Genomic DNA, 21,576 nt, shown 5'->3' with positions numbered 1-21,576 from the left:
TCATATTCCGATCCTCGCCAGAGCGTTGATGGCGGCGGCGGTCATGGCGCTGCCGCCCATGCGCCCGGCCACGGTGGCGAAGGCCAGATCGGCGCGCTGCGCCAGCGCCGCTTTCGATTCCACCGCGCCGACGAAGCCCACCGGCATGCCGATGACCGCCGCCGGGCGCGGCGCGCCGGCGTCGATCATGTCCAGCAGATAAAACAGCGCCGTCGGCGCATTGCCGATGGCGACCACCGCCCCCTCCAGCCGGTCGCGCCACAGCTCAAGCGCCGCCGCCGAGCGGGTGTTGCCAAGCTTTTGCGCCAGCTCAGGCGTGCGCGGATCGCGCAGGGTGCAGATCACCTCGTTCCTTGCCGGCAGGCGGGCGCGGGTGACGCCGTGCGCTACCATTTCCGCGTCGCACAGGATGGGCGCGCCGTTCTGCAGCGCGGCCCGGGCCGCCGTCTCGAAGCCGGGGGAGAAGATGAAATGCCGCGCCGCGTCGACCACGCCGCAGGCGTGGATCATCCGCACCGCGACGTCGGCCTCGCCGCCGCTGAAACGGGTGAGGTCCGCTTCGCGCCGGATAATGGCGAACGACTGTTCGTAGATGGCGGCGCCATCCTTGATATAGGTCTGGGTGGTCATGGCCGGTTTTTCAGAGCGTCGGGCGTCGGATCGGGTGCGTCGCCACGGGTGTGGCGCGCGCCCAGGATATGAAGCACCCGGGACAATTGTGAAAGATGTGCGGAGGCAGTTTCCAGGGTGAGAGCCCTGTCCCGCTCCGCGTGCGGATGACTGGCGAATACGCCTGTCACGACGGCTGCGCCCACGGGCATGTCGAGCGGCGTGACGTTGCGCGATGGCGCGCCGCACCGCTTGCCGCAGCCGGAGACGTGCAATTGCTGGCCAGGCGCTACGGCTGCGTCCAGCGTCGCCCTATGGTCGCGCGCCAGGTCCGCCGCCAGCGGGCGGGTGGCGACAGCGGCGGAGGCGCAAAGCGGCGCGCCGGCGCAGACTGAAATCCGCAACCGCAGATCGTCGGCCCGGCGGATGAAGCCGAGATCGTCGGCGATTTGCCGCAAACGCGTCTGCGCGGCTGCATCGAGGCCCATCAACAACAGGCCGCGCTCCGGCGCGAAGCGGACCGGCGCCTGCGGAAACGCCGCCGCGAGTTGCCTGAGGGCGACGCTGTCGGTGGCGCCGAACGGCGGCGTCAGGCCGATGGCGGGGCCATGAACTGTCGGAAAAATGCCGACCGGAATAATGGCGGGTTGCGCCGGAACCGGATCGACGGGAACCAGCCCGGCGCAAACCCCGTCGGCGATCTCCGCCGCCACGTCGCGCATGCGGGCGTCTGGCCCCAGCGCCGCGATCGCCGCCAGCATGTCCAGCGCCGCGCTGGCGATCGCCGTTTCATCGCCGCGGAACGCCCGACGCGTCCCGGTGGCCAGGCTCAGCATCATCGCCCAGCGCGACGCATCGACCGCCAGCAGACGGATATCGGCTTTCAGCGCCGAGAGGCCGAACTGGCCGCCGCTGTCCACGGTCACCGAGACTTTCGGACCGAGCAGCGGCGCGAGCGCCGAGCCGTTCACCGCGCCAGCAATCCGCGCCGCCAGCGGCCGTGGATCACAGCGCTCCAGCGGGTCGACGCCCGCCAGCGCGTTGACGTCCACGGCGAGGCCCTGGCGGGCCATGACGCCGCTGGCGGCTGCGTCCATCGCCAGCGCTTCGGCGCTCGCCGTCGTCAGGCCGCGAATCTGCACCGCGCCGCGCATGGTGATTTCGATCAGGCCGTTGCCATGACGCGCCGCGGCTTCCGCCAGCGCGGCCAGTTGCGCCATGCTGAGGTCGCCGTCGCGCGGCGTCAGCCGGGCCAGCAGGCCATCGCCGGTCTGCATCGGCGTCGCCAGGCTGGGGCAGGCGCCCCGTCGCCAGCCGCCGTTCTGGCAGCCGTCGTCTGGCCTGGCGTCTGTTGGCAGGCGTGAGCCGCCGGTCACGACGCCGCCTCCGTCATGGGCTGGGTTTCCGCCATCAGCGCCGCCAGATCGCCGTCGATGGAATTGCGACGCGGATGCCACAGGCCGCGCCGGCGCGCGTCAGCGAAACGGCGGGCGATCACCCGCACGGCGGCGGGGTTGTTGTGGCGCAGAAAATCCAGCACGGCCTCGTCGCCCAGATACGCGTCGTGCACCGCATCCAGCAGCGAGCCGGGCACGCAGCCGGTCGTCTCGGCGAACGCCACCAGCCGGTCGACGGTTTCGACCAGCTCCGAGGCGCCGCGTGGCCCGTGCCGCATCTGGCCGGCGATAAACGCCGGGTTCACGGCCCGGGCCCGCACCACGCGGGCGATGGCCGCCGCCAGCGAACGGGCGCGGGGGCTGGCCGGGTCGGTCGTGTCCAGCACCACGATGTCGGCGGGGCGAGCCTCGCCCGCATCGCGCGCCTGCAATGCCCGCGCCGCGGCGAAGCCGCCGATGAAGGCGACGTCGGCGGAGCCTTCCAGCAGGTCGCGGCCGGGATCGTCCTGGGGGTGCACGTGCACGTCAGCCGCCGCAACCCGCGCGGCGAAGGCGCCAGGAACAGCGACGCCGTCGCCGGCAAGGCCGCCATAGGCGTGCGACGCCGTTTCCAGATAGCGCTGGCCCAGCTCCGCGCGCGTCTCCCACTGGCTGCTGGCCAGCGCCTGCTCGACGCCGGCGCCATAGACGCCCGGCGCCGCGCCAAACACCCGCGCGGGCGCGCCGCCGGCCCGCACGCTGGCGGCCAGCGGGTTGTCTTCGTTGCTTTCCTCGCGCGTCGCCACCGCCGTCGTCGCGGCGTCGAGCAGGGCGATCTGGCCCGGGAACATGTCGCGGAACAGGCCGGAAATCCGCCATGACACGTCGACGCGCGGCCGGCCGAAACTGGCCGGCGGCAACACCTCGACGCCGGTGACTCGGCCGGTGGCGTGGTCCCAGTCCGGCCGGCAACCCATCAGCGCCAGCCCCATGGAGATTTCCTCGCCGCCGGTGCGCAGGCTGGCGCTGCCCCACAGGTCGATCACCAGGGCGCGCGGCCAGTCGCCGTGGCGCTGCAGATAGTCCAGCACCAGCTGTTCCGCCGCCGCCTTGCCCAGGCTGTAAGCCGTCGACGTCGGCATGGCGCGCGGGTCGACGGCGAACAGGTTGCGGCCGGTGGGCAACACGTCGGCGCGGCCGCGCGCCGGCGCTCCGGCCGGGCCGGGCGGGACGAAACGGCCGTCCAGCGCCGTGAGCAGCGCCGCGCTTTCTGCAAAAGCGCTGCCTGCGCGCTCCGGCGTCGCCCCATCGCTGGCGCGGCCGTAAACGTGCAGCCCGTTCTTGACCGGAAAATCCTTCAGGTCGCACAGCCAGGCGTCGATGCGCTGCAACGCTTCCACGGCGTCGCCGTCCACGTTGACTCCGGCTTCGCGCGCAAGGCCGCTGTCGCGGGCGGCGGCGACGATCTGCCCGGCCAGCAGGTCGCGGCGGCGCGGATCGAGGCTTTCGGCGCTGGCGTATTCGTCCACCAGCCGCTCAAGCTCCTGCATGGCCGGGGTGGTCCCGGCCGCGATCAGCGGCGGCGTCAGATGACCAAGGGTGAGGGCGCCGATGCGCCGCTTGGCTTGCGCCGCCTCGCCGGGATTGCTGACGATGAACGGATAGATCACCGGCAGCGAACCGAACACGATCTGAGGCCAGCAGGCGCCGGTGAGGGCGACGGTCTTGCCTGGCAGCCATTCCACCGCGCCATGGGCCCCCACATGCACCACGGCGTCCGCCTTGAGGGTGTGTTGCAGCCAGAAACCGAAGGCCAGCAGATTGTGGTGCGGCGGCAGGGCGCCGTCGTGATAGTCGGCGCGGCGGCTGTCGGCGTCGCCGCGATCAGGCGCCAGCGTCACCGTCGCCGCGCCGCACTGCACGGCGCGAAAGCCGAAATCTGGCGCATCCACGGCGGGCGGCGGGCCCCAGCGGTCGATGACCGCGGCGCGCGCGGCTTCCGGCAGGTCGCTGAAATGACCGAGGTAGTCGGCGGCGCTGAACGCTGGCTGCGGCCGCTCCAGCGCCAGCATCAGCGCGCGAGCGTCGGCGGGAATATCCGCGACCGCGTAACCGGCGCCGGCGAGGTCGGCCAGGATCGCGAGCGCGCTTTCCGGAGCGTCAAGGCCGACGGCGTAGCCGCTGCGGGCTTCGACGCCGGGGTAATCGGGAACCATCACCGCCACGCGCCGCGCCGCCGCTGGCATGCGTTGCAGGCGAATATGGGCGCAGATCCGGTCCGCTACGGCGGCGACCCGATCTGGCTCTGGAATGTTGCGCAGGGCTTCGCCGGCGCCATCGGACGCCGCGTCTCCGGGCGGGAGCGTGCCTTTAAAGGAAAGCACTCCCGCCAGCACCCGGCCATCCACCTCCGGCAGGGCCACGTGCATGGCGGTGTCGGCGGGCGTCAGCCCACGCTGGCCGTCGGCCCAGGCGCTGCGGCGGGTCGTCGCCACAATGGCCTGGAATACCGGAACGCCCAACTCCGCGAACAGGCTGGGGCCGTCGTCGGCGCCTGTGGCGGCGAAGGCGGTGGCGGTGACCAGCGCCGCCGGCCGCAATCGGGCGCAGGCGTCGCGCGCCGCCGCGCGTCCGGCGCTGTCGCGCAGGGAGGGCGCGAAAATCGGGGCCGGCTGCACGCCGCGCGCCTGCAACGCCGCCGCCAGCGCATCGATTGGCGCCGTGTCTTCCGCCAGCAGCATCGAGCGGTAGAACAATATGGCGACGCGCGGCTGCTCCAGGCCGGCTTCCGCGCAGAGGGCGTCGAGGGAGACGGCGCCGCGTCCGGGCAGATAACCGCCGGTCTGCGGCGTTACCCGCGCTTCGGCCACATCGATGGCGCGACCGGCGAGCCGCGCCATGTGGCGTGCGACGAGGCGCAGATTGTCGGGGCCGCCGGCGCGAAAGCAGTCCAGGATGGCGCGTCGCGTCGCGCTGTCGACGGTGGAAAGCTCCGCCAGCCGGTTGTCGTCGTCGCGATCCTCGCCCGGCAACAGCGCCAGGGCGACGCCGTGGCGACGCGCCGCCGCCGCGAGTTGCTCGCAGCCATAGCGCCACCAGTCGAGGCCGCCGAGAATCCGGGCGACCACGACCCGCGCCTTCGATCCCACCGCGTCGATCCACAGATCCACCGACATGGGATGGCGCAGATCGCGCAGGGGGACCAGCCGCAGGTCTGGCGTCAGTTCCGGCGTGGCGTCGCGCTCGGCCCGCCACGCGCGCTCCACCCCCGCCAGATCGCTGTCGCTGAACGACAGCACGGCCATCTCCGCCGGGCTCTGGCCCAGATCGACGGGAACCGCGAGGTCATCAAGTGATGACGATGTGCTGGCGAGGATGTGCATGCCGTGCGCTTTACGCCTTCAGGGCGGCCTCGACGGCGGTGCGGTCGAGGCCGTTCAGACCAATGACCACGAGGCGGGTGGCGGCGGCTTCGTCGGCCCGCCATGGCCGGTCGAAATAATGGCTGACGCGCGGGCCAGCCGCCTGCACCACCAGGCGCATCGGTTTGCCGGCGACGCGGGCAAAGCCCTTGATGCGCAGCACATTGTCAACGCCGGTCGCCGCCTGCACCCGCGCCGCCAGGTCTTCCGGCGACTGCGGATCGGCCAGATCGACGACGAAGCTGTCGAAATCGTCGTGCTCGTGGTCCAGTTCGTCGTCGTGATGGGTCTTGCGGCCTTCGATCTGGTCTTCCGCCGCATGGCCGAGGCCAATCAGCGCCACCGGGTCGACGTCGCCATTGGCGGCGGCGATGGTCTTCACGCCGGCCGCCACATGGGCGGCCACATGGGCGCGGGCCTTTTCAAGGCCGGCGGCGTCGATCAGGTCGGTGCGGGTCAGCACCACCAGGTCGGCGCAGGCGAGCTGGTCCTCGAATACTTCCTCCACCGGGTCGTCGTGGTCGAGCGATTCATCGGCGGCGCGCTGGGCGGCGAGCGCCTCCATGTCGTGCGCCACCTGGCCTTCCGCCAGCGCCGCCGCGTCGGCCACGGCGATCACCGCGTCGACGGTGACGCGGTTGCGGATTTCCGGCCAGTTGAACGCCTGCACCAGCGGCTTCGGCAGCGCCAGGCCAGACGTCTCGATCAGGATGTGATCGACCCCCTGGGGCAGGGCGAGGATGCGGTCGAGCGCCGGGGCGAAATCGTCGGCCACGGTGCAGCAGATGCAACCATTGGCCAGCTCGACGATGTTCTCGCCGGGGCACGAGGCGACGCCGCAGCTCTTCAGCAGTTCGCCGTCGATGCCCACGTCGCCGAATTCGTTGACGATCACCGCGAAGCGGCGGCCGTCCGCCTTCTCCAGCAGCGCGCGGATCAGCGTCGTCTTGCCGGCGCCGAGAAAGCCGGTGATGACGGTGCAGGGGACGCGCGTCTGGCCAGGACGGGCGGCGGAGGCGGCGCTCAGCGGAGCGTTCATGACATATCCTTTGCGGGAGAAGACAGCAGCGTCTGCATGTTGGGGATGCGGGCGATCATGCCGCGTTTCAGCGTTTCCGGTCGGGGGCGGAACGGCATCAGCCCGTCCACGGAGCCGGCCAGCAATTCGGCGCCGCGCAGCAGGTCGGGGCCGCTGTCGGGCTTCAGGTCGCCGAACACGTAGGTCCAGGCCGCGTCGCTGACGATGGCGGCGCTGAGGCCGCGCTTGCAATTGGAGAGGCAGGACACCCGGCGCACCGTAAAGCCCGAACCGCTGGCCGCCGCTTCCGCGCTGGCGCAAAGCGCCGCGCCGGGGCGCGGTTCGGCCGTGGGGTCCCCGGGCTGGCGGCAGGTTTCGCACACCACGATGACCACGCCATGCAGTGCGGCGACGGGTGGCGCGTCGACTGGCGGCGAACCGGAGGCGAGGTGGTCTTCGCTGGCGATGGAGCCTGGGGCCGCTGGCGAGGCCAGCGACGGAACGTGTTTGCTCACGCTGTTCTCCCTGCCCGGTAAACCCGCCGGACGACATGGTGAATCTGTGGCGAGGGCAGGTCTCCTGGCTCGCGGATCAAACGCCGGTCGCGTCGCCTTCCCAGGTTGCCCCAGTGGCCATGTGACGCCGGCTGTCCGCTTACAGTTGCGGGTACAGCAGCGGAATTGCGCGCAAAACCCGCATCGCCGGCCGGGCCGGCTTTGGGGGAGCGGCGCACCGCTTTCCCTTTTACTTCTTCCTGTGGGGAAGAAGACCATCGCTGCCGGCATCTAGTGTGGGCGGGCTTATTTTGTCAATGTGAGGGCTTTGGCCGGTGACGCGGTCCGGAGCGTTTTCCGACCATACGGAAACGTCTGGTCGATCAGAACGCGTTCAACACAGAAAGCTGGCGCGGTTTCCGGATCATGTTGACCGGAAACCGCCTGGATGGTCGCGCTCTGGCGCGGCAAGACCGGAACGGGAACACGCACGTGGAAAACGACGACGGGGCCAGGCCCGATAACGAGGCGCAGCGTCACAAGGACAAGATGGTTCGCCGCAAGGCGGTTCAGGACGCGGAGGTGGCCAGCAAGACCATTGAGAAGGGCCTGCTCATCGTCAACACCGGGCCAGGCAAGGGCAAATCCACCGCCGCCTTTGGCCTTGCCCTGCGCATGCTGGGGCATGGGCGCAAGGTGGGCGTGGTGCAGTTCATCAAGGGGGCGTGGAGCACCGGCGAGCAGACGGCGTTGCAGCGCTTCGGCGAGCTGGTGACCTGGCGCTCCATGGGCGAGGGCTTCACCTGGGAGACCCAGGATCGCGATCGCGACGTGGCGGCGGCGACCCGGGCCTGGGAGGCGGCCTGCGCCATGATGGACGATCCGGACAACAGCCTGGTCATCCTCGATGAGCTGAACATCGCCCTGCGCTACGACTACCTCGATCTGGCCGGCGTGGTCGCCCGCCTGCAGGCGCGGCGGCCCGACCTGCACGTGGTCGTCACCGGCCGCAACGCCAAACCGGAGCTGCTGGCCGCCGCCGATCTGGTGACGGAAATGGGCGCGGTGAAGCATCATTTCGCCGCCGGCGTGAAGGCGCAGCAGGGGGTGGAGTTCTGACTGGAGGGCGAATCCGGCCAAAGCCGCCGGACAGCCTAAAATTGCAGCGCCGCGCCCACGCCGTCGCTACCATGGGCGGATAACAGACGAAAAACGCCGGCGTGATGGCGATGAGCATTTTCCCGCACAGTGGACGCCGCCTTGGGGGAAATGCGGAAAATCAAAAAACTGGAGCAAATTCCGCGTCAGCGTGAGCGGATTTTGCGCCAGCCGGCTCAGGAGGGGGAAAGCCATGTCCAGAAACAGCATCATTCGCAGCGTGTTGTCAGCAGCCCTGTTCAGCGTCGCGCTGCCGCCGCTGGTCCAAGCGGCGCCCGCGCAGAATCCAGCGGCGCCCGCGCAGAATCCAGCGGCGCCCGCGCAACCCCAGGCTGCATCCGGGAAAACCCAGGCGTCAGCAGCGGATTTCAACAGTCGGGTGACGAAGCTGGTGGAGGACGATACGGCGCGCCTCACCGATATGTTCAAGGACATTCACCAGCATCCCGAACTGGGTTTCCAGGAGACGCGCACCGCCGCCATCGTGGCCAGGGAACTGAAGGCGCTGGGCTTTGAGGTGAAGGAGGGGATCGGCCAGACCGGCGTTGTCGGCATCCTGAAGAATGGCCCTGGTCCCATCGTCATGTACCGGGCCGACATGGACGCCAACGCGGTGAAGGAGGAAACCGGCCTGCCTTACGCCAGCAAGGTGACGGTGAAGCGCGGCGACGGCTCGGAGGCGCCGGCGGCGCACATGTGCGGCCACGACGCCCACGTCGCCTGGATGCTGGGCATGGCGAAGAACATGGTCGCCATGAAGGCGGACTGGAGCGGAACCCTGGTGCTGGTCGCCCAGCCGGCCGAGGAGCCGATCACCGGCGCCAAGGCGATGGTGGCGGACGGCATGTATGGCAAACATGGCGTGCCGAAGCCGGATTATTTCATCGGCCTGCACACCGCGCCGATCCCGGTCGGGGCCATCGCCAACGCGCCGGGGCCGCGCATGGCCGGCACGGACCAGCTCGACGTGGTGTTCAAGGGCGTCGGCGGCCACGGCTCGATGCCGCAGATGGCCCGCGATCCGGTGGTGATGGCCTCGATGGCGGTGCTGGGTTATCAGACCGTGGTCAGCCGCATGATCAATCCGCAGGAAATGGCGGTGATCACCGTCGGCTCCGTGCAGGCGGGCGCCGACAATAACGTCATTCCCGAAACCGCGCTGCTGAAGGCCAATCTGCGCTGGTACGATCCCGACGTGCGCGAGCAGTTGCTGAAGGGCATCAAGGCGGTGAACGCCGGCGTCGCCGCCACATACGCCGCGCCAGGCGCTGATCCGACCATCACCATGAAGGGTGGGGCGACGCCGCTGATCAATGACAAGAAACTCTCGGAGCGTCTCGCCGCCGCGCTCAGGCCGGCCATCGGCGAAAAAGCCGTGATCACCAACATGCCGCGCGCCAACGGCTCGGAAGACTTCCACCACCTGCTCGGTGAGTTCACCGACGTGCCGCTGAACTACACCTTCGTCGGCGTCGCCGACCCCGGCGTGTTCACCAGGGCGGTGAAGGAGGGCAAGAAGTTCCCCTACATGAACCATAATCCGAATTTCATCGTCGACCTGAAGGCGATCCCGTTCGGAACCCGCGTGGCGACGCTGTCGGCGCTTGAGTTGCTGGCAAAGCCGTCTGGCCAGAAAGCCGCCGCAGGCAGGCCAGCTGAATGATACGGGCGGCGGATCTGTGGGGCGGCGGCCGACCGCCGCCAGCCATTCTGGCCGGGCGCCGCGCATGACGCCGGCAACGGATAAATCACTGTAACTGTTTGGGAGATAATCCCTTAGTCGCGCCATGGACAAAGGCTGGCGGCGACGGGCGGCGGCGATTGGTTCTGAATGCAACGATTTATGCGTCCAGACCTCTTGCGGACGCCCGCAAACTGCGCTCCATATCCGCTGGCGCTGCCCGTGGGAGGCCAGCCGGACGTTTCTGACGACGGTGTGGAGGGAGGGCGACGCGCATCGCCAGGGATCGGGACGCAGACGCCCGGCCATGGCGCCATCTGGCGGAACCGTCGCCATTCAGGTTGCGACCGGGCCGCGGGCCTGGAAATCCGTTTCGCACGGATTTGTCCAGGCAGACCAGGCAGAATACGGGCGCCCAGCCGGCGCCATCAGTTGTTGAGAGGGGACACCATGGACAGACGGACATTCCTGCTTGCCGGCGCGGGCGCGCTTGGCGCTGGCTTCACGCTGCGCGGCGCGCCGGCGATCGCTGCTGGAGCCAAGAAATATGACAAGGGCGCCAGCGACACCGAGATCCGTCTCGGCCAGACCATCCCCTACAGCGGCGCCGGCTCGGTCTATGGCGCCGTGGGCCTCGCCCAGGCGGCCTATTTCAATGAGCTGAACGAGAAGGGCGGCGTTAACGGCCGCAAGATCAAGTTCATCTCGCTTGACGACGCCTACAGCCCGCCGAAGACCATGGAGGCGACCCGCCGCCTGGTGGAGCAGGAAGAAGTGCTCGGCCTGTTCGGCTCGCTTGGCACCGCGACCCAGGCGTCGGTGCAGAAATATCTGAACAGCAAGAAGATTCCGCAGCTGCTGCTGAACGCCGGCGCGCCGCGCTGGAATGACCCGAAGAACTTCCCGTGGACCACGCCGGGCCTGCCGCTCTACAATATCGAAGCGGCCATTCTGGCCAACTACACGGTGAAGGTGAAGCCGGGCGCCAAGGTCGCCGCCCTTTACCAGAACGACGAATTTGGCCGTGACTATTTCCGCCTGTTCAAGGAAGCGCTGGGCAATCGCGGAACCATCGTCGCCGAAGCTCACTACGATCTGACCGACCCGACGGTCGATTCGCAGATGCTGAAGCTGGCGCAATCGGGCGCTGACGTGTTCTACAACTGCGCCTCCGGCAAGTTCGCCTCGCTGGCCATCCGCAAGGCGCACGAGCTGAAGTGGAATGTGCTGCAGCTGCTGATCAGCACCTCCAACGCCACCTCAATCCTCAACGCCGCCGGCAAGGACGCCATCCAGGGCATTGTCTCGCCGCAATACGTCAAGGACATCGGCGGCAAGCGCTGGGCGCAGGATCCTGACGTTGTGGCTTACCAGGCGCTGCGGGCCAGGCGCCTGCCCAACATCACCCCGGACAACAACACCGCCTTCCTCGGCTACGGCGTGGCGGTGCTGATGCACAAGGTGCTGGAGCGTTGCGGCGACGAGCTGACCCACGAGAACCTGCTGCGTCAGGCCACCAACCTGAAGGGCATGACGACGCCGGCCCTGCTGCCGGGCATCACCTACGGCATCACGCCCGAGGATTACTCGCCCTTCAATGAGTTGATCATGGGCACCTACAAGGGCGACGAGTGGGACCTGGCCGACAAGCCCACGTCCGCCAGGGGCTGAGCGCTGGCGGGTCAACCCTGACTGAAACCACCTGGACGGGACAGTTTGTGTCCCGTCCGCGCGGGCGCGCCTGGGCGCGTTCAGCAATGTGGGCGCCAGACAATGCGTCCAGTCTGAAAGTTGGCGCGCCAGACATCCGGCGCCGGCGTTTTCGCCGGCGCCTTGCGACATCACAAGGGCAGGAAACTGCAAATGAATATCGAGTTCGGACCGGAGCTTGAGAGCTTCCGGCAGGAAGTCGCGGCGTTTCTCGACGTCGCGCCGACCCCGGCCATTCGCGAAGCCGGCAAAAAGACCACCAGCGTGTTCGCCCCCTTCGAGCAGGTGATGGCGTGGCATAAAATTCTGCACGCCAAGGGCTGGGCGGCGCCGGCGTGGCCGAAGCAATACGGCGGCACCGGCTGGAGCGTCGAGCAGCGCTACATCTTTGCTGAGGAATGCCGCAAGCGCGAGCTGCCGCCGCTGCTGCCGAACGGCTTGCAGATGGTCGGCCCGATGCTGATCGAGCTTGGCTCCGAGGAGCAGAAGCGCAAGCACCTGCCGGGCATCCTCGCTGGCGAGGACTACTGGACCCAGGGCTATTCCGAGCCCAACGCCGGCTCCGATCTGGCCTCGCTGCAGTGCTCCGCCGTTTCGGACGGCGACGACTACATCATCAATGGCTCCAAGATCTGGACCACCCTGGCGCACCATTCCAACCGCATGTTCATGCTGGTGCGCACCAGCAAGACCGGCAAGAAGCAGGAGGGCATCACCTTCCTTCTGCTTGAGCGCACCGACTATCCGGGCATGGAAATCCGCCCGATCATCGGCCTCGACGGCTTCCCGGAGCAGTGCGAAGTGTTCTTCGACAACGTGCGCGTGCCGAAATCCGGCCGCGTCGGCGCGGAGAACGACGGCTGGTCCGTGGCCAAGCACCTGCTGAAGCACGAGCGCGGTGGTTCGGCCGCCAGCCCGGCCATGCTGCACGCCATCGACCGCATCCGCCATACGGCGCAGCAGACGCCATCGCCGTTCGGCGGCGTGCTGGCCGACGATCCGGTGTTCCAGCGCGATCTCGGCGAGCTTGAAGCTGACGTGATGTCCTGCCGCCATTTCGAGCAGCTGGCCATCAGCGGTCACCCGATGGCCCGCGACGCGGCTTATCCGTCGGTGAACAAGACGATGAACTCGGAGCTGTCGCAGCGCATCTCGATCATGATGACCCGCGTCTCCGGCATCGAAACCGTCCCGCAGCAGCTTGAGGCGCTGGTGGTCGGCTCGAACGTGGCGCCGCTGGGCGACGACTTCGACCTGATCGCCATGCCGTATTATCTCAACACCCGCGCGACCTCGATCTACGCCGGCTCCAATGAAGTGCAGCGCGACCTGATCGCCCGCACGGTGCTGGCCGCCAATCGGTGAGGACTGGAACATGGATTTCAATTTCACCGAAGAGCAGGTGATGCTGCGCGACGGCGTCGCGCGCTATCTCGACCGCAACTATGACTTCGACGCCCGCCAGGGCCTGCTGCGCTCGGGCGCGGCTTGGTCGAAGGAAACGTGGAGCCAGTTTGCCGAACTCGGCGTTCTGGCCCTGCCGTTTCCGGAGGAGGTCGGCGGCCTCGGCGGCTCGGCCGCCACGCTGGTTCCGGTCGCTGAAACCTGCGGCGAGCATCTGACCGTCGAACCGCTGGCCTTCGCCCTGGCGCTCGCCGGCGGCGCCCTGGTTGCGGCTGGCGACAACGCGGGCGCCCGCGCCCGCCTGGCGGATCTCGCCAGCGGCGCCAGCATCGGCGCCTTCGCTTATGACGAGGGTCGCGGTCTCGCCGCTCCGGCTCAGATCGCCTTGGCGGCCACGGCGTCTGGAGACGGCGTGACGCTGAATGGCGAGAAGCGGCTGGTGTTTGGGGCGGCGCAGGCCGATTTCCTTGTCGTCGCCGCCCGCGTCGCCGGCAAGGCGGGTGACGCAACCGGGCTGGCGCTGTTGCTGGTCGACCCGAAGACCGATGGCGTGACCTTTACGCCGTTCCGCACCCAGGACGGCCGCAGCGCCGCTCACGTGCGGTTCGACAATGTGAAGGTGGCCGGCGCCGACGTCCTCGTGCGCGACGCCCATGACGTGATCGTCCGGCTGGTCGCCGACGCCATCCTGTTGCTGGCGGCGGAGGCCGTGGGCGCGATGAGCGCGATGATGCGCATCACCGGCGCCTACGCCACCACCCGCAAGCAGTTCGGCGTCGCCATTGGCACGTTCCAGGCTGTGGCCCACCGTCTGGCCGACATGAAAATCGCGCTCGCCAGGGCCCACGCCACGCTGACGTATTCGACGGCGCTGGCTGAAGCCGGCCGCCTGACGGCGCGCGATGTTTCTGTGCTGAAGGCCCAGGTCGGCAAGCTCGGCCGCGCCATCGCCGAGGCGGCGGTGCAGACTCACGGCGGCGTCGGCATGACCGACGAACTGTCGGTCGGCCATTATATGAAGCGCGTGCTGGCGTTCGAGTCGATGTTCGGCGCCGCCGACTATCACTTCCGCATGATCGGCAAGGCGGCGTGAGAGCGTTCGCCGCCTGACAGGCGGCAGCGCAGCTCCCGGCGCACCACGGCGACAGGCAGGGGCTGGGTCAGCGGACTCCCGCCCCTGTTTTTTCGACCCTTCCGCGAAAAGCGCCGGGCCCGCGTCTGGTTCAGGTCGATCCGGGTCGGGCTCTACAACTGGGCTGAGGCAGTCATGACGCCGGTCGCCCGCCTTGCCACAGACGAAGCCGCGGCTATTTTTGACGAAGGCTTCAGTGCGAGATCATCCACGGCCGCGCGGTTGGGAAGCTTTTGGAGCCATCCGGGCGATGCAGGGTCTTGCGCGGCGCGAGCGTCTTGCCGCTGCAGCAGGAGCAACCGGCGCCGTGCTTGCGGGCGCCCGCTCCGGTCGGTCCGTCCTTTGACAGGCGGCGCGGCGCGTGGGCGCTGCGTTCGTTGGTCTCGCAGGCGAAGCGGCGCTCGCCGCTCATGCCAGAGAGCATTGGCGTGCTGATGAAGGCGCGCGGGCTTTCAGCGCCGCAATCCGGGCAGGCGCTTGGGTCGGCGTAACGGGCCATGCTGGTGAAGGCCACGAACGGGCCGCAGGCGGCGCATTCATAATCATAGGACGGCATGGCGGTCTCCGGATGACAGGCTCTGGACGTCATGGCGTCCGGTCGGGTTGGTTTTCTGCGCGGCTCCGACGGCAGGCGCCGCGCCATTGTTCAGTGTGAGGGCGGAAGCACGACCTCCGCCCCCTGGCCAAGCCGGCGGTTACAGGTCTGGCGCCAGCGGCACGTCCACCGAGCCGTCCACCAGCTTCCGCGGGCCATCGGGGCCGGGCATCAGGTCGCCCTCGAAGATGTCGGTCGGCAGCCACAGGGTGGCGCAGGCGTTGGGCACATCGACCACGCCGGAGATGTGGCCCTGCACCGGCGCGGTTCCGAGAATGGCGTAGGCCTGGGCGCCCGAGTAACCGAACTTCTTCAGATATTCGATGGCGTTGAGGCAGGCCTGGCGATAGGCGACGTTGACGTCGAGGTAATATTGCGCGCCGGCGTCATCCACCGAGATGCCCTCGAAGATCAGGTAGTCATCATACTTCGGCGCGATCGGCGAGGGGCGGAAGATCGGGTTGCGGACGCCATACCTGCTCATGCCGTCCTTGATCAGCGACACCTTGATGTGCAGCCAGCCGGCCATCTCGATGGCGCCGCAGAAGGTGATTTCGCCGTCGCCCTGGGAGAAGTGCAGGTCGCCCATGGAGAGGCCGGCGCCGGGCACATAGACCGGGAAATAGATCTTCGAGCCGCGCGACAGGTCCTTGATGTCGCAATTGCCGCCATGTTCGCGCGGCGGCACGGTGCGGGCGCCTTCCGCCGCCGCCCGGTCGCGCGCTTCGCCCTTCAGCGCCCCCATGTGGGCGGTCGGGCCGCCATCCGGCAGATTGACGAGGCCGGGCACGCGATCAGGGTTGGTGTCGAACAGGGCCTTCTCGCGGGTATTCCACGCATCCAGCATCTTGCGGTCCGGCAGGCAGCCGATCAGGCCCGGGTGGATCAGCCCGGCGTAGCGCACCCCCGGCACGTGGCGGGACTTCGTGAACATGCCCTCGAAGTCCCAGATCGACTTCTGCGCCTCGGGGAAATAGTCGGTGAGGAAGCCGCCGCCGTTCTTCTTCGAGAAGAAGCCGTTGAAGCCCCACTGCATCTCTTCCTTGGCGCCGATATCGAGAATATCAACCACCAGCAAATCGCCGGGCTCGGCGCCCTTCACGCCAATGGGACCGGAGAGATAGTGCACCTGCGGCAGCTCCACGTCGCGCACGTCCGCCGCGTCGTCGTTGTTCCGGATCTGGCCGCCGGTCCAGTCATAACACTCGATCTTGAAGTCATCGCCGGGCGCGACCCAGACATTGATCGGAATGTCCGGGTGCCAGCGGTTGTGCACGTTGGCGTTGCTGTGCGGGTTTGCCGACAGGTCTACGGAAATCAGGGTCTCGGCCATGGCGTCCTCGCTGTTGAAAAACAAGATAAAGGGAAGAATTCAGACGGACAGGAACCGCTCCACGGCGGCGGCGTCGACGTCGGCGCGCTGCGCTTCATGGACGAAGCGGCCGTTGTCGATGACGACGATGCGGTCGGCCACGTCGAGGGCGAACGACAGCACCTGTTCGGAAACCAGGATCGACAGGCCGCGCGCGTCGCGTAGCTGCTTCAGCGTGCGGGCCATGTCCTTGATGATCGACGGCTGGATGCCTTCGGTTGGCTCATCCAGCAGCAGGGTTTGCGGATTGGAGGCCAGCGCCCGGGCGATGGCGAGCTGCTGTTGCTGGCCGCCGGAGAGATTGCCGCCGCGCCGGCCGCGCATCTCCCACAGCACCGGGAACATGCTGTAGAGGTCCTGGGGAACGTCGCGGCGGCCGGTGACGGTCAGGCCGGTTTCGATGTTCTCCTGCACCGTAAGGGCGGAGAAGATCATCCGCCCCTGCGGTACATAGGCGACGCCGGCGGCGACGCGCCTGTGCGGCTTCAGCCCGTTGAGCGGCGCATCGGCCACCCGCATGTCGCCGTCCATGGCGGGGATGATGCCCATCAGCGTCTTCATCAGGGTCGACTTGCCCATGCCGTTGCGGCCCATCACCGCGACGATCTCGCCGGGCGCCAGTTCGAGGTCGAGCCCGTGCAGCACCTCCGACGCGCCGTAGCCGGATCTGAGGTTGGCGATCTTCAGCATGGCTGGCTCCTTTCCTGCGGCGATCCCTCGGGGACCCTGGCCGCGGCCTGCGGACGCAATTCGGGCGTCGGTTCGTTGCAGGTTCAATAAAATCAGATACTTGCCGTGGGATTCGTCGGCGGGCCCGGCGCGCCCGTCAGTGCCCCAGATAGACCTCGGCGACCTTGGGGTCGGCCTGAACGTGGGCCAGCGAACCTTCGGACAGCAGCTTGCCCTGATGCAGGACGGTGACGCGGGTGGCGATGTCCTCGACGAAGCTCATGTCGTGCTCGATGACGATGACGCTGCGGTCCTGGATGATGCGGTTGAGCAATTCGGCGGTCTTGCGTCGCTCCGCCACTGACATGCCGGCCACCGGCTCGTCCAGCATCAGCAGTTGCGGGTCCTGGATCAGCAGCATGCCGATCTCCAGCCACTGCTTCTGGCCGTGCGACAGCAACCCCGCCTTCTTCTCCAGCGCGCCGTCCAGGAAGATCTGCTCGGCGATCTCCCTGATGCGCGCCTTCACCGCCTCGTCTCGGCGGAAGGCGAGGGCGCCAAACACGCTCTGCCCCCTGGGGTAGCTGATCTCCAGGTTCTCGAACACGGTCAGATCCTCGTAGACGCTGGGCGTCTGGAACTTGCGGCCGACGCCGGCGTGGACGATCTGGTCCTCGCGCATCCGGCGCAGCTCCAGGCCCTTGAACTGGATGGAGCCGCCGGTGGCCTTCGTGCGCCCGCAGATCAGGTCGAGCACCGTGGTCTTGCCGGCGCCGTTGGGGCCGATGATCACCCGGCATTCGTTGGGGGCGATGTAGAGGTTGAGCCCGTCAACCGCCTTGAACCCGTCGAACGACACCGTCAGGCCCTCGACCGTGAGGATGAAGTGGGATGGCTCTTCAAACATGATGCGATCCTCCGGTCAGGGTTCACAGTGCGGCGCGGGCGGCGTCTGTCATGGGGGTTGCGGGCAAAGGATTTGCAGACAGGGCGTTCAGGGATGGGGCGCCCGGGCGGCGCCCTGCGGCGGGGTCGCGGGCCAGGGGGGCGGGCTCTGGCGCGCCGGGGGCGTTCGGGCTTGCCGGCGTCGTCGTCTTGCGGCGCAGCAGGCGGGCCAGCAGCGGTTCGATGCGGTCGACCCAGACCCCGGCGAGGCCGGACGGAAAGGCCATCACCACGGCGATGAACAGGGCGCCGAGGCCGAACAGCCACAGTTCGGGGAAGCTTTCAGAGAAGCTGGTGCGGGCCAGGTTGACCAGAAGCGCCCCATACACCGCGCCGATCACCGACAGGCGGCCGCCGACCGCGCAGAAGATCACCATCTCGATCGACGGCACGATGCCGACGATGGTCGGCGACATGAAGCCGACCTGCAGGGTGAACATCGCCCCACCGACGCTGGCGAAGGCCGCGCCGAGGCAGAAGACGAAGGTCTTGAACGCGGCGACGTCATAGCCGGAGAAGCGCACGCGGTCTTCCTGGTCGCGCATGGCGATCAGGATGCGGCCGAGCTTGCTGCGCTGCACGAACAGGGCGAGGGCGGCGGCAAGCAGCAGCAGGCCGGCGCAGACGAAATACAGCGTGATCCTGGCGCTGTCCGGACGGATGTCCCAGCCGTGCAGGGTGCGCAGGTCGGTGATGCCGTTGACGCCGCCGGTGTAGCCCTGCTGGCCGATGATCAGGATGGTGGCGATGGCGGCGATGGCCTGGGTGATGATGGCGAAATACACGCCGCCCACCCGCCGCCGGAACATGGCGGCGCCGATGATGAAGGCGAAGAGCACCGGCAGGGCGATGATGGCGAAGAGGGTGAAGGGCAGCGAGTGGAACGGCTCCCACCACAGCGGCAGCGCCTTCAACTGGTTCCAGTCCATGAAGTCGGGGATGCCGGGCGTCGACTGGATCTTCGTCGCCTCGGGCGTCGAGGCCTCCAGCTTCAGATACATGGCCATGGCGTAGCCGCCGAGGCCGAAGAACACGCCCTGGCCGAGGGAGAGGATGCCGCCCATGCCCCAGCACAGCACGAGGCCGATGGCGACGAAGGCGAAGCACAGATACTTGCCGAACAGATTGAGCCGGAAGGCGTCGAGGCCGAGCGGCAGCGCGACGAGCAGCAGGGCGGCGAGGATGGCGAGGCCGATGAGCTGGCGCCTCAGGCCTGGGTCGGATGCGGAAAGGAAGCGCATGGCGGTCTCCGGAACAGGCGTTCGGTGAATTTGGGATCCCGGGCGGCGGTCCGCGTCGTCCGGGAAGGGACTCATCTGCCGTTCACTTGCGCAGCTTGAGGGCGAACAGGCCCTGCGGGCGCAGCATCAGGATGACGACGACGGAGAGCAGCGTGAGCACCTTGGCCATGGAGCCGGAGAGGAAGAACTCAAGGATCGACTGCGCCTGGCTGATGGTGAAGGCGCTGGCGATGGTTCCAAGCAGGCTGGCCGCGCCGCCGAACACCACCACGAGGAAGGTGTCGACGATGTAGAGCTGGCCGGAGCTGGGGCCGGTGGAGCCGATCATGGTGAAAGCGGAGCCGGCCACGCCGGCGATGCCGCAGCCCACCGCGAAGGTCAGCCGGTCGGTGCGCCCGGTGTCAATGCCCACGGCGCCGGCCATCGTCCGGTTCTGCACCACGGCGCGCACCTGGCGGCCCCAGGACGAGCGGTACATCATCACGCCCACCGCGATGGAGATGGCCACTGCGATGCCCATCACCAGGACGCCATTGACCGGAACCTCGATCGCATCGGTCAGCTTCAGCGAACCCATCATCCATTCCGGCATGGTCACGCCGACTTCACGCGCCCCGAAAATGGTGCGGTAAAGCTGCTGCAGGATCAGCGACAGGCCCCAGGTGGCGAGCAGGGTGTCAAGCGGCCGCTTGTACAGGCGCCGGATCAGCGCCCACTCCACGAAGGCGCCCAATGCGCCGGCGACGAGGAACGCCGCGACCATGGCCACGGGGAAATAGACGTTGAACAGCGCGTGCGGCAGTTGGCCGAAGGCGCGCGACACCAGATAGGTGACATAGGCGCCGAGGATCATGAACTCCCCGTGCGCCATGTTGATCACGCCCATCTGGCCGTAGATGATCGCCAGACCCAGCGCCATCAGCACGAACACCGAGAACAGGATCAGGCCCGAAAAGCCCTGCATCGCGAAAATCGACGCCAGTTCGGACAGGCTGTATTCACCAAACATCTTCCGTCCCCTTGTTCCGTCCCCCGGCATTGGCGAGACGCGCCGGCCGGGCGATGCTCCGGCCTGGCGGTGCATGAGGTGGCGGCGCCGATCAGACCGGCGCGCACGGGCGCTTACTGGTAGCCGGCCGGGAAGGGGTTGGGCTCGATCAGATCCTTCGTTTCGAACACCACCTCGTACTGGCCATTCTCCAGCGCCTTGCCGACGCGGGTTTTCGACCAGAGGTGGTGGTTCTTGTGGATCTTGATCACGCCTTCCGGCGCATTGGTCATCTCAAGGCCCGGCGAGGCGGCGCGCACCTTGTCGACATCGAAGGATCCGGCCTTCTCCACCGCCATCTTCCACAGCCACGGGCCGAGATAGGCGGCCTGGGTGACGTCGCCGATCACCATGTCCTGGCCCCACATCTTCCTGAACGCCGCGACGAAGTCCTTGTTGGCCGGGTTGTCGATGCTCTGGAAGTACTTCATGCAGGCGTAGGCGCCCTTGACGTTCTCGCCGCCGATGCCGCGGATCTCGTCCTCGGTCACCGAGATGGTCAGGATGATTGGCTTCTCCTTCGCCGGATCGATGCCGGCGGCGATCAGCTGCTTGTAGAACGACACATTGGAGCCGCCGACGACCACGGCGTAGATCACGTCCGGCTTGCGCAGCTTGATCTTGTTGATAACGCTGTTGAACTGGGTGTGGCCGAGCGGATAATACTCCTCGCCCACAACCTTCAGGCCCAACTTGTCTTCGATGTGCTTGCGGGCGATCTTGTTTGAGGTGCGCGGCCAGATGTAGTCGGAGCCCAGCAGGTAAAACGTCTTGGCGCCCTTGGTCTTTGTCACCCAGTCGAGGCCGGCGATAATCTGCTGGGTCGCCTCCTGACCGGTGTAGAAGACGTTCGGCGACTCCTCCAGGCCCTCATAAAATGTGGGGTAGTAGAGCAGGCCGTTGTTCTGCTCGAACACCGGCAGCACCGCCTTGCGCGAGGCCGAGGTCCAGCAGCCCATCACCGCCGGAACCTTGTCGTTGACCAGCAGCTTGCGCGCCTTCTCGGCGAAGGTCGGCCAGTCCGAGGCGCCGTCTTCCTGAATGAACCTGATCTGCCGGCCGAGGACGCCGCCCTGGGCGTTGATCTGCTCGATGGCCAGCTTCTCGGCCTGCACTGAGCCGATCTCGGAGATGGCCATGGTGCCGGTGACCGAGTGCAGGATGCCGACGGTGGCCTCCTTGTCGGTGACGTTGAGGCCGGTCGTGTTGATCTTCGCCGTCGGGAAATCCTGGGCCCGCAGGTTCTTCGGCATGAACAGGGCGGCGCCAAGCGCGGCGCCGCCGAACATCATGGCGCGACGCGAGGGACGGAAGGTTTCGTCGGTCATGGAGGCTCTCGCTGGCTCTGGCCCCGGGGCTGCGTTGCCTGGCGACGTTTGGCTGGCGACGCTGCCGCGGGGCGATTGATGCGATCCGGAACGACTGCTCTGGATTGATCTCATGCTGCCCGAGCCGCTGGCGGCCGCGCATACGTGAAATTGCGTAGCCGGCCGGGCGTAAGTTGCTGAAATTCAAGAATCACGCAGCCTCCCGCCTAAATGGCAGGCGCCGCACTTGGCTGTTCACGGGGGTTTTCAGCGCGAAGGGGGCAGGCCACGGAACAGGCGCCGTTTTGCTGGCGCGCCTGCACAAATGTTCATCACCGGGGGCGGTGGGGCGCGCCTGCCGCCCGGCTATGGTCGAGGCGAAAACGGACGCGCGT

At 67.8% G+C, this 21,576-nt stretch carries 17 protein-coding genes and 1 riboswitch; of the genes, 5 read left to right on the top strand and 12 right to left on the bottom strand.

Annotated elements, in window-relative coordinates:
* Genes IE243_RS04585 through IE243_RS04565 form a run of 5 tightly spaced genes read right to left on the bottom strand, consistent with a single transcriptional unit; the run spans window position 1 to window position 6,829 of the window.
* Window positions 1-630 (bottom strand): precorrin-8X methylmutase, encoded by a 630-nt coding sequence (locus tag IE243_RS04585; protein ID WP_191318166.1) that lies wholly within the window; start codon window positions 628-630, stop codon window positions 1-3.
* On the bottom strand, window positions 627-1,985 hold the full coding sequence (gene cobG / locus IE243_RS04580) for a precorrin-3B synthase (protein ID WP_191318165.1): 1,359 nt from the start codon (window positions 1,983-1,985) through the stop codon (window positions 627-629). Before cobG ends, IE243_RS04585 begins: the two co-directional genes overlap by 4 nt.
* Complete coding sequence (gene cobN, locus IE243_RS04575) at window positions 1,982-5,368, bottom strand: cobaltochelatase subunit CobN (protein WP_191318164.1); 3,387 nt, start codon at window positions 5,366-5,368, stop codon at window positions 1,982-1,984. Before cobN ends, cobG begins: the two co-directional genes overlap by 4 nt.
* Before the next feature lie 10 nt (window positions 5,369-5,378).
* A complete protein-coding gene (gene cobW / locus IE243_RS04570) occupies window positions 5,379-6,446 on the bottom strand; it encodes a cobalamin biosynthesis protein CobW (protein ID WP_191318163.1) in 1,068 nt (355 codons plus the stop codon).
* The gene (locus IE243_RS04565) at window positions 6,443-6,829 is read right to left on the bottom strand and encodes a DUF1636 family protein (RefSeq protein ID WP_373301567.1); all 387 of its coding nucleotides are present in this window, start codon (window positions 6,827-6,829) and stop codon (window positions 6,443-6,445) included. The genes cobW and IE243_RS04565 overlap by 4 nt, the downstream gene beginning before the upstream one ends.
* A 148-nt stretch (window positions 6,830-6,977) precedes the next feature.
* Window positions 6,978-7,214: riboswitch (cobalamin riboswitch) on the bottom strand.
* A gap of 197 nt (window positions 7,215-7,411) precedes the next feature.
* On the opposite strand from IE243_RS04565, the gene cobO reads away from it, so the two are divergent.
* The 5 genes from cobO to IE243_RS04540 all read left to right on the top strand — a co-directional run bounded on the left by cobO (window position 7,412) and on the right by IE243_RS04540 (window position 13,965).
* Window positions 7,412-8,038, top strand: coding sequence for a cob(I)yrinic acid a,c-diamide adenosyltransferase (gene cobO, locus IE243_RS04560; protein WP_280514574.1), 627 nt, complete (start codon window positions 7,412-7,414; stop codon window positions 8,036-8,038).
* Between the two features lie 232 nt (window positions 8,039-8,270).
* Window positions 8,271-9,740: an amidohydrolase gene (locus IE243_RS04555; protein ID WP_210319794.1), complete on the top strand. Its 1,470-nt coding sequence runs from the start codon at window positions 8,271-8,273 to the stop codon at window positions 9,738-9,740.
* A gap of 468 nt (window positions 9,741-10,208) precedes the next feature.
* The gene (locus tag IE243_RS04550) at window positions 10,209-11,429 is read left to right on the top strand and encodes an ABC transporter substrate-binding protein (RefSeq protein ID WP_191318161.1); all 1,221 of its coding nucleotides are present in this window, start codon (window positions 10,209-10,211) and stop codon (window positions 11,427-11,429) included.
* A 192-nt stretch (window positions 11,430-11,621) separates the two neighbouring features.
* Complete coding sequence (locus IE243_RS04545) at window positions 11,622-12,833, top strand: acyl-CoA dehydrogenase family protein (RefSeq protein ID WP_191318160.1); 1,212 nt, start codon at window positions 11,622-11,624, stop codon at window positions 12,831-12,833.
* Window positions 12,834-12,843: 10 nt separating this feature from the next.
* Entirely contained in the window at window positions 12,844-13,965 is a 1,122-nt protein-coding gene (locus tag IE243_RS04540) for an acyl-CoA dehydrogenase family protein (RefSeq protein ID WP_191318159.1), read from the top strand.
* A gap of 232 nt (window positions 13,966-14,197) precedes the next feature.
* Here IE243_RS04540 and IE243_RS04535 read toward each other — a convergent pair whose 3' ends face one another.
* From IE243_RS04535 to urtA, 7 genes are all read right to left on the bottom strand, one after another.
* Window positions 14,198-14,560 carry an FmdB family zinc ribbon protein gene (locus tag IE243_RS04535; RefSeq protein WP_191318158.1) on the bottom strand — a complete coding sequence of 121 codons (363 nt, stop codon included), beginning with the start codon at window positions 14,558-14,560 and terminating at the stop codon, window positions 14,198-14,200.
* Window positions 14,561-14,699: 139 nt separating this feature from the next.
* Window positions 14,700-15,932 (bottom strand): formamidase, encoded by a 1,233-nt coding sequence (fmdA, locus tag IE243_RS04530; protein ID WP_191318157.1) that lies wholly within the window; start codon window positions 15,930-15,932, stop codon window positions 14,700-14,702.
* Between the two features lie 39 nt (window positions 15,933-15,971).
* On the bottom strand, window positions 15,972-16,661 hold the full coding sequence (gene urtE, locus IE243_RS04525) for an urea ABC transporter ATP-binding subunit UrtE (protein WP_191318156.1): 690 nt from the start codon (window positions 16,659-16,661) through the stop codon (window positions 15,972-15,974).
* Between the two features lie 136 nt (window positions 16,662-16,797).
* Entirely contained in the window at window positions 16,798-17,547 is a 750-nt protein-coding gene (gene urtD / locus IE243_RS04520; RefSeq protein WP_191318155.1) for an urea ABC transporter ATP-binding protein UrtD, read from the bottom strand.
* Between the two features lie 22 nt (window positions 17,548-17,569).
* Window positions 17,570-18,826, bottom strand: coding sequence for an urea ABC transporter permease subunit UrtC (gene urtC / locus IE243_RS04515; protein WP_191318154.1), 1,257 nt, complete (start codon window positions 18,824-18,826; stop codon window positions 17,570-17,572).
* Window positions 18,827-18,908: 82 nt separating this feature from the next.
* Window positions 18,909-19,835, bottom strand: a complete 927-nt coding sequence (gene urtB, locus IE243_RS04510) for an urea ABC transporter permease subunit UrtB (RefSeq protein WP_191318153.1) — start codon at window positions 19,833-19,835, stop codon at window positions 18,909-18,911.
* A gap of 113 nt (window positions 19,836-19,948) precedes the next feature.
* Entirely contained in the window at window positions 19,949-21,202 is a 1,254-nt protein-coding gene (urtA, locus tag IE243_RS04505) for an urea ABC transporter substrate-binding protein (RefSeq protein ID WP_191318152.1), read from the bottom strand.
* Window positions 21,203-21,576: the final 374 nt, after the last annotated feature.

Origin of the sequence: Camelimonas fluminis (assembly GCF_014656355.1) — a bacterium.
GTDB lineage: Bacteria > Pseudomonadota > Alphaproteobacteria > Rhizobiales > Beijerinckiaceae > Camelimonas > Camelimonas fluminis.
Note: the sequence above shows the minus strand (reverse complement) of the source record. Positions and strands in the feature narration are given on the sequence as shown.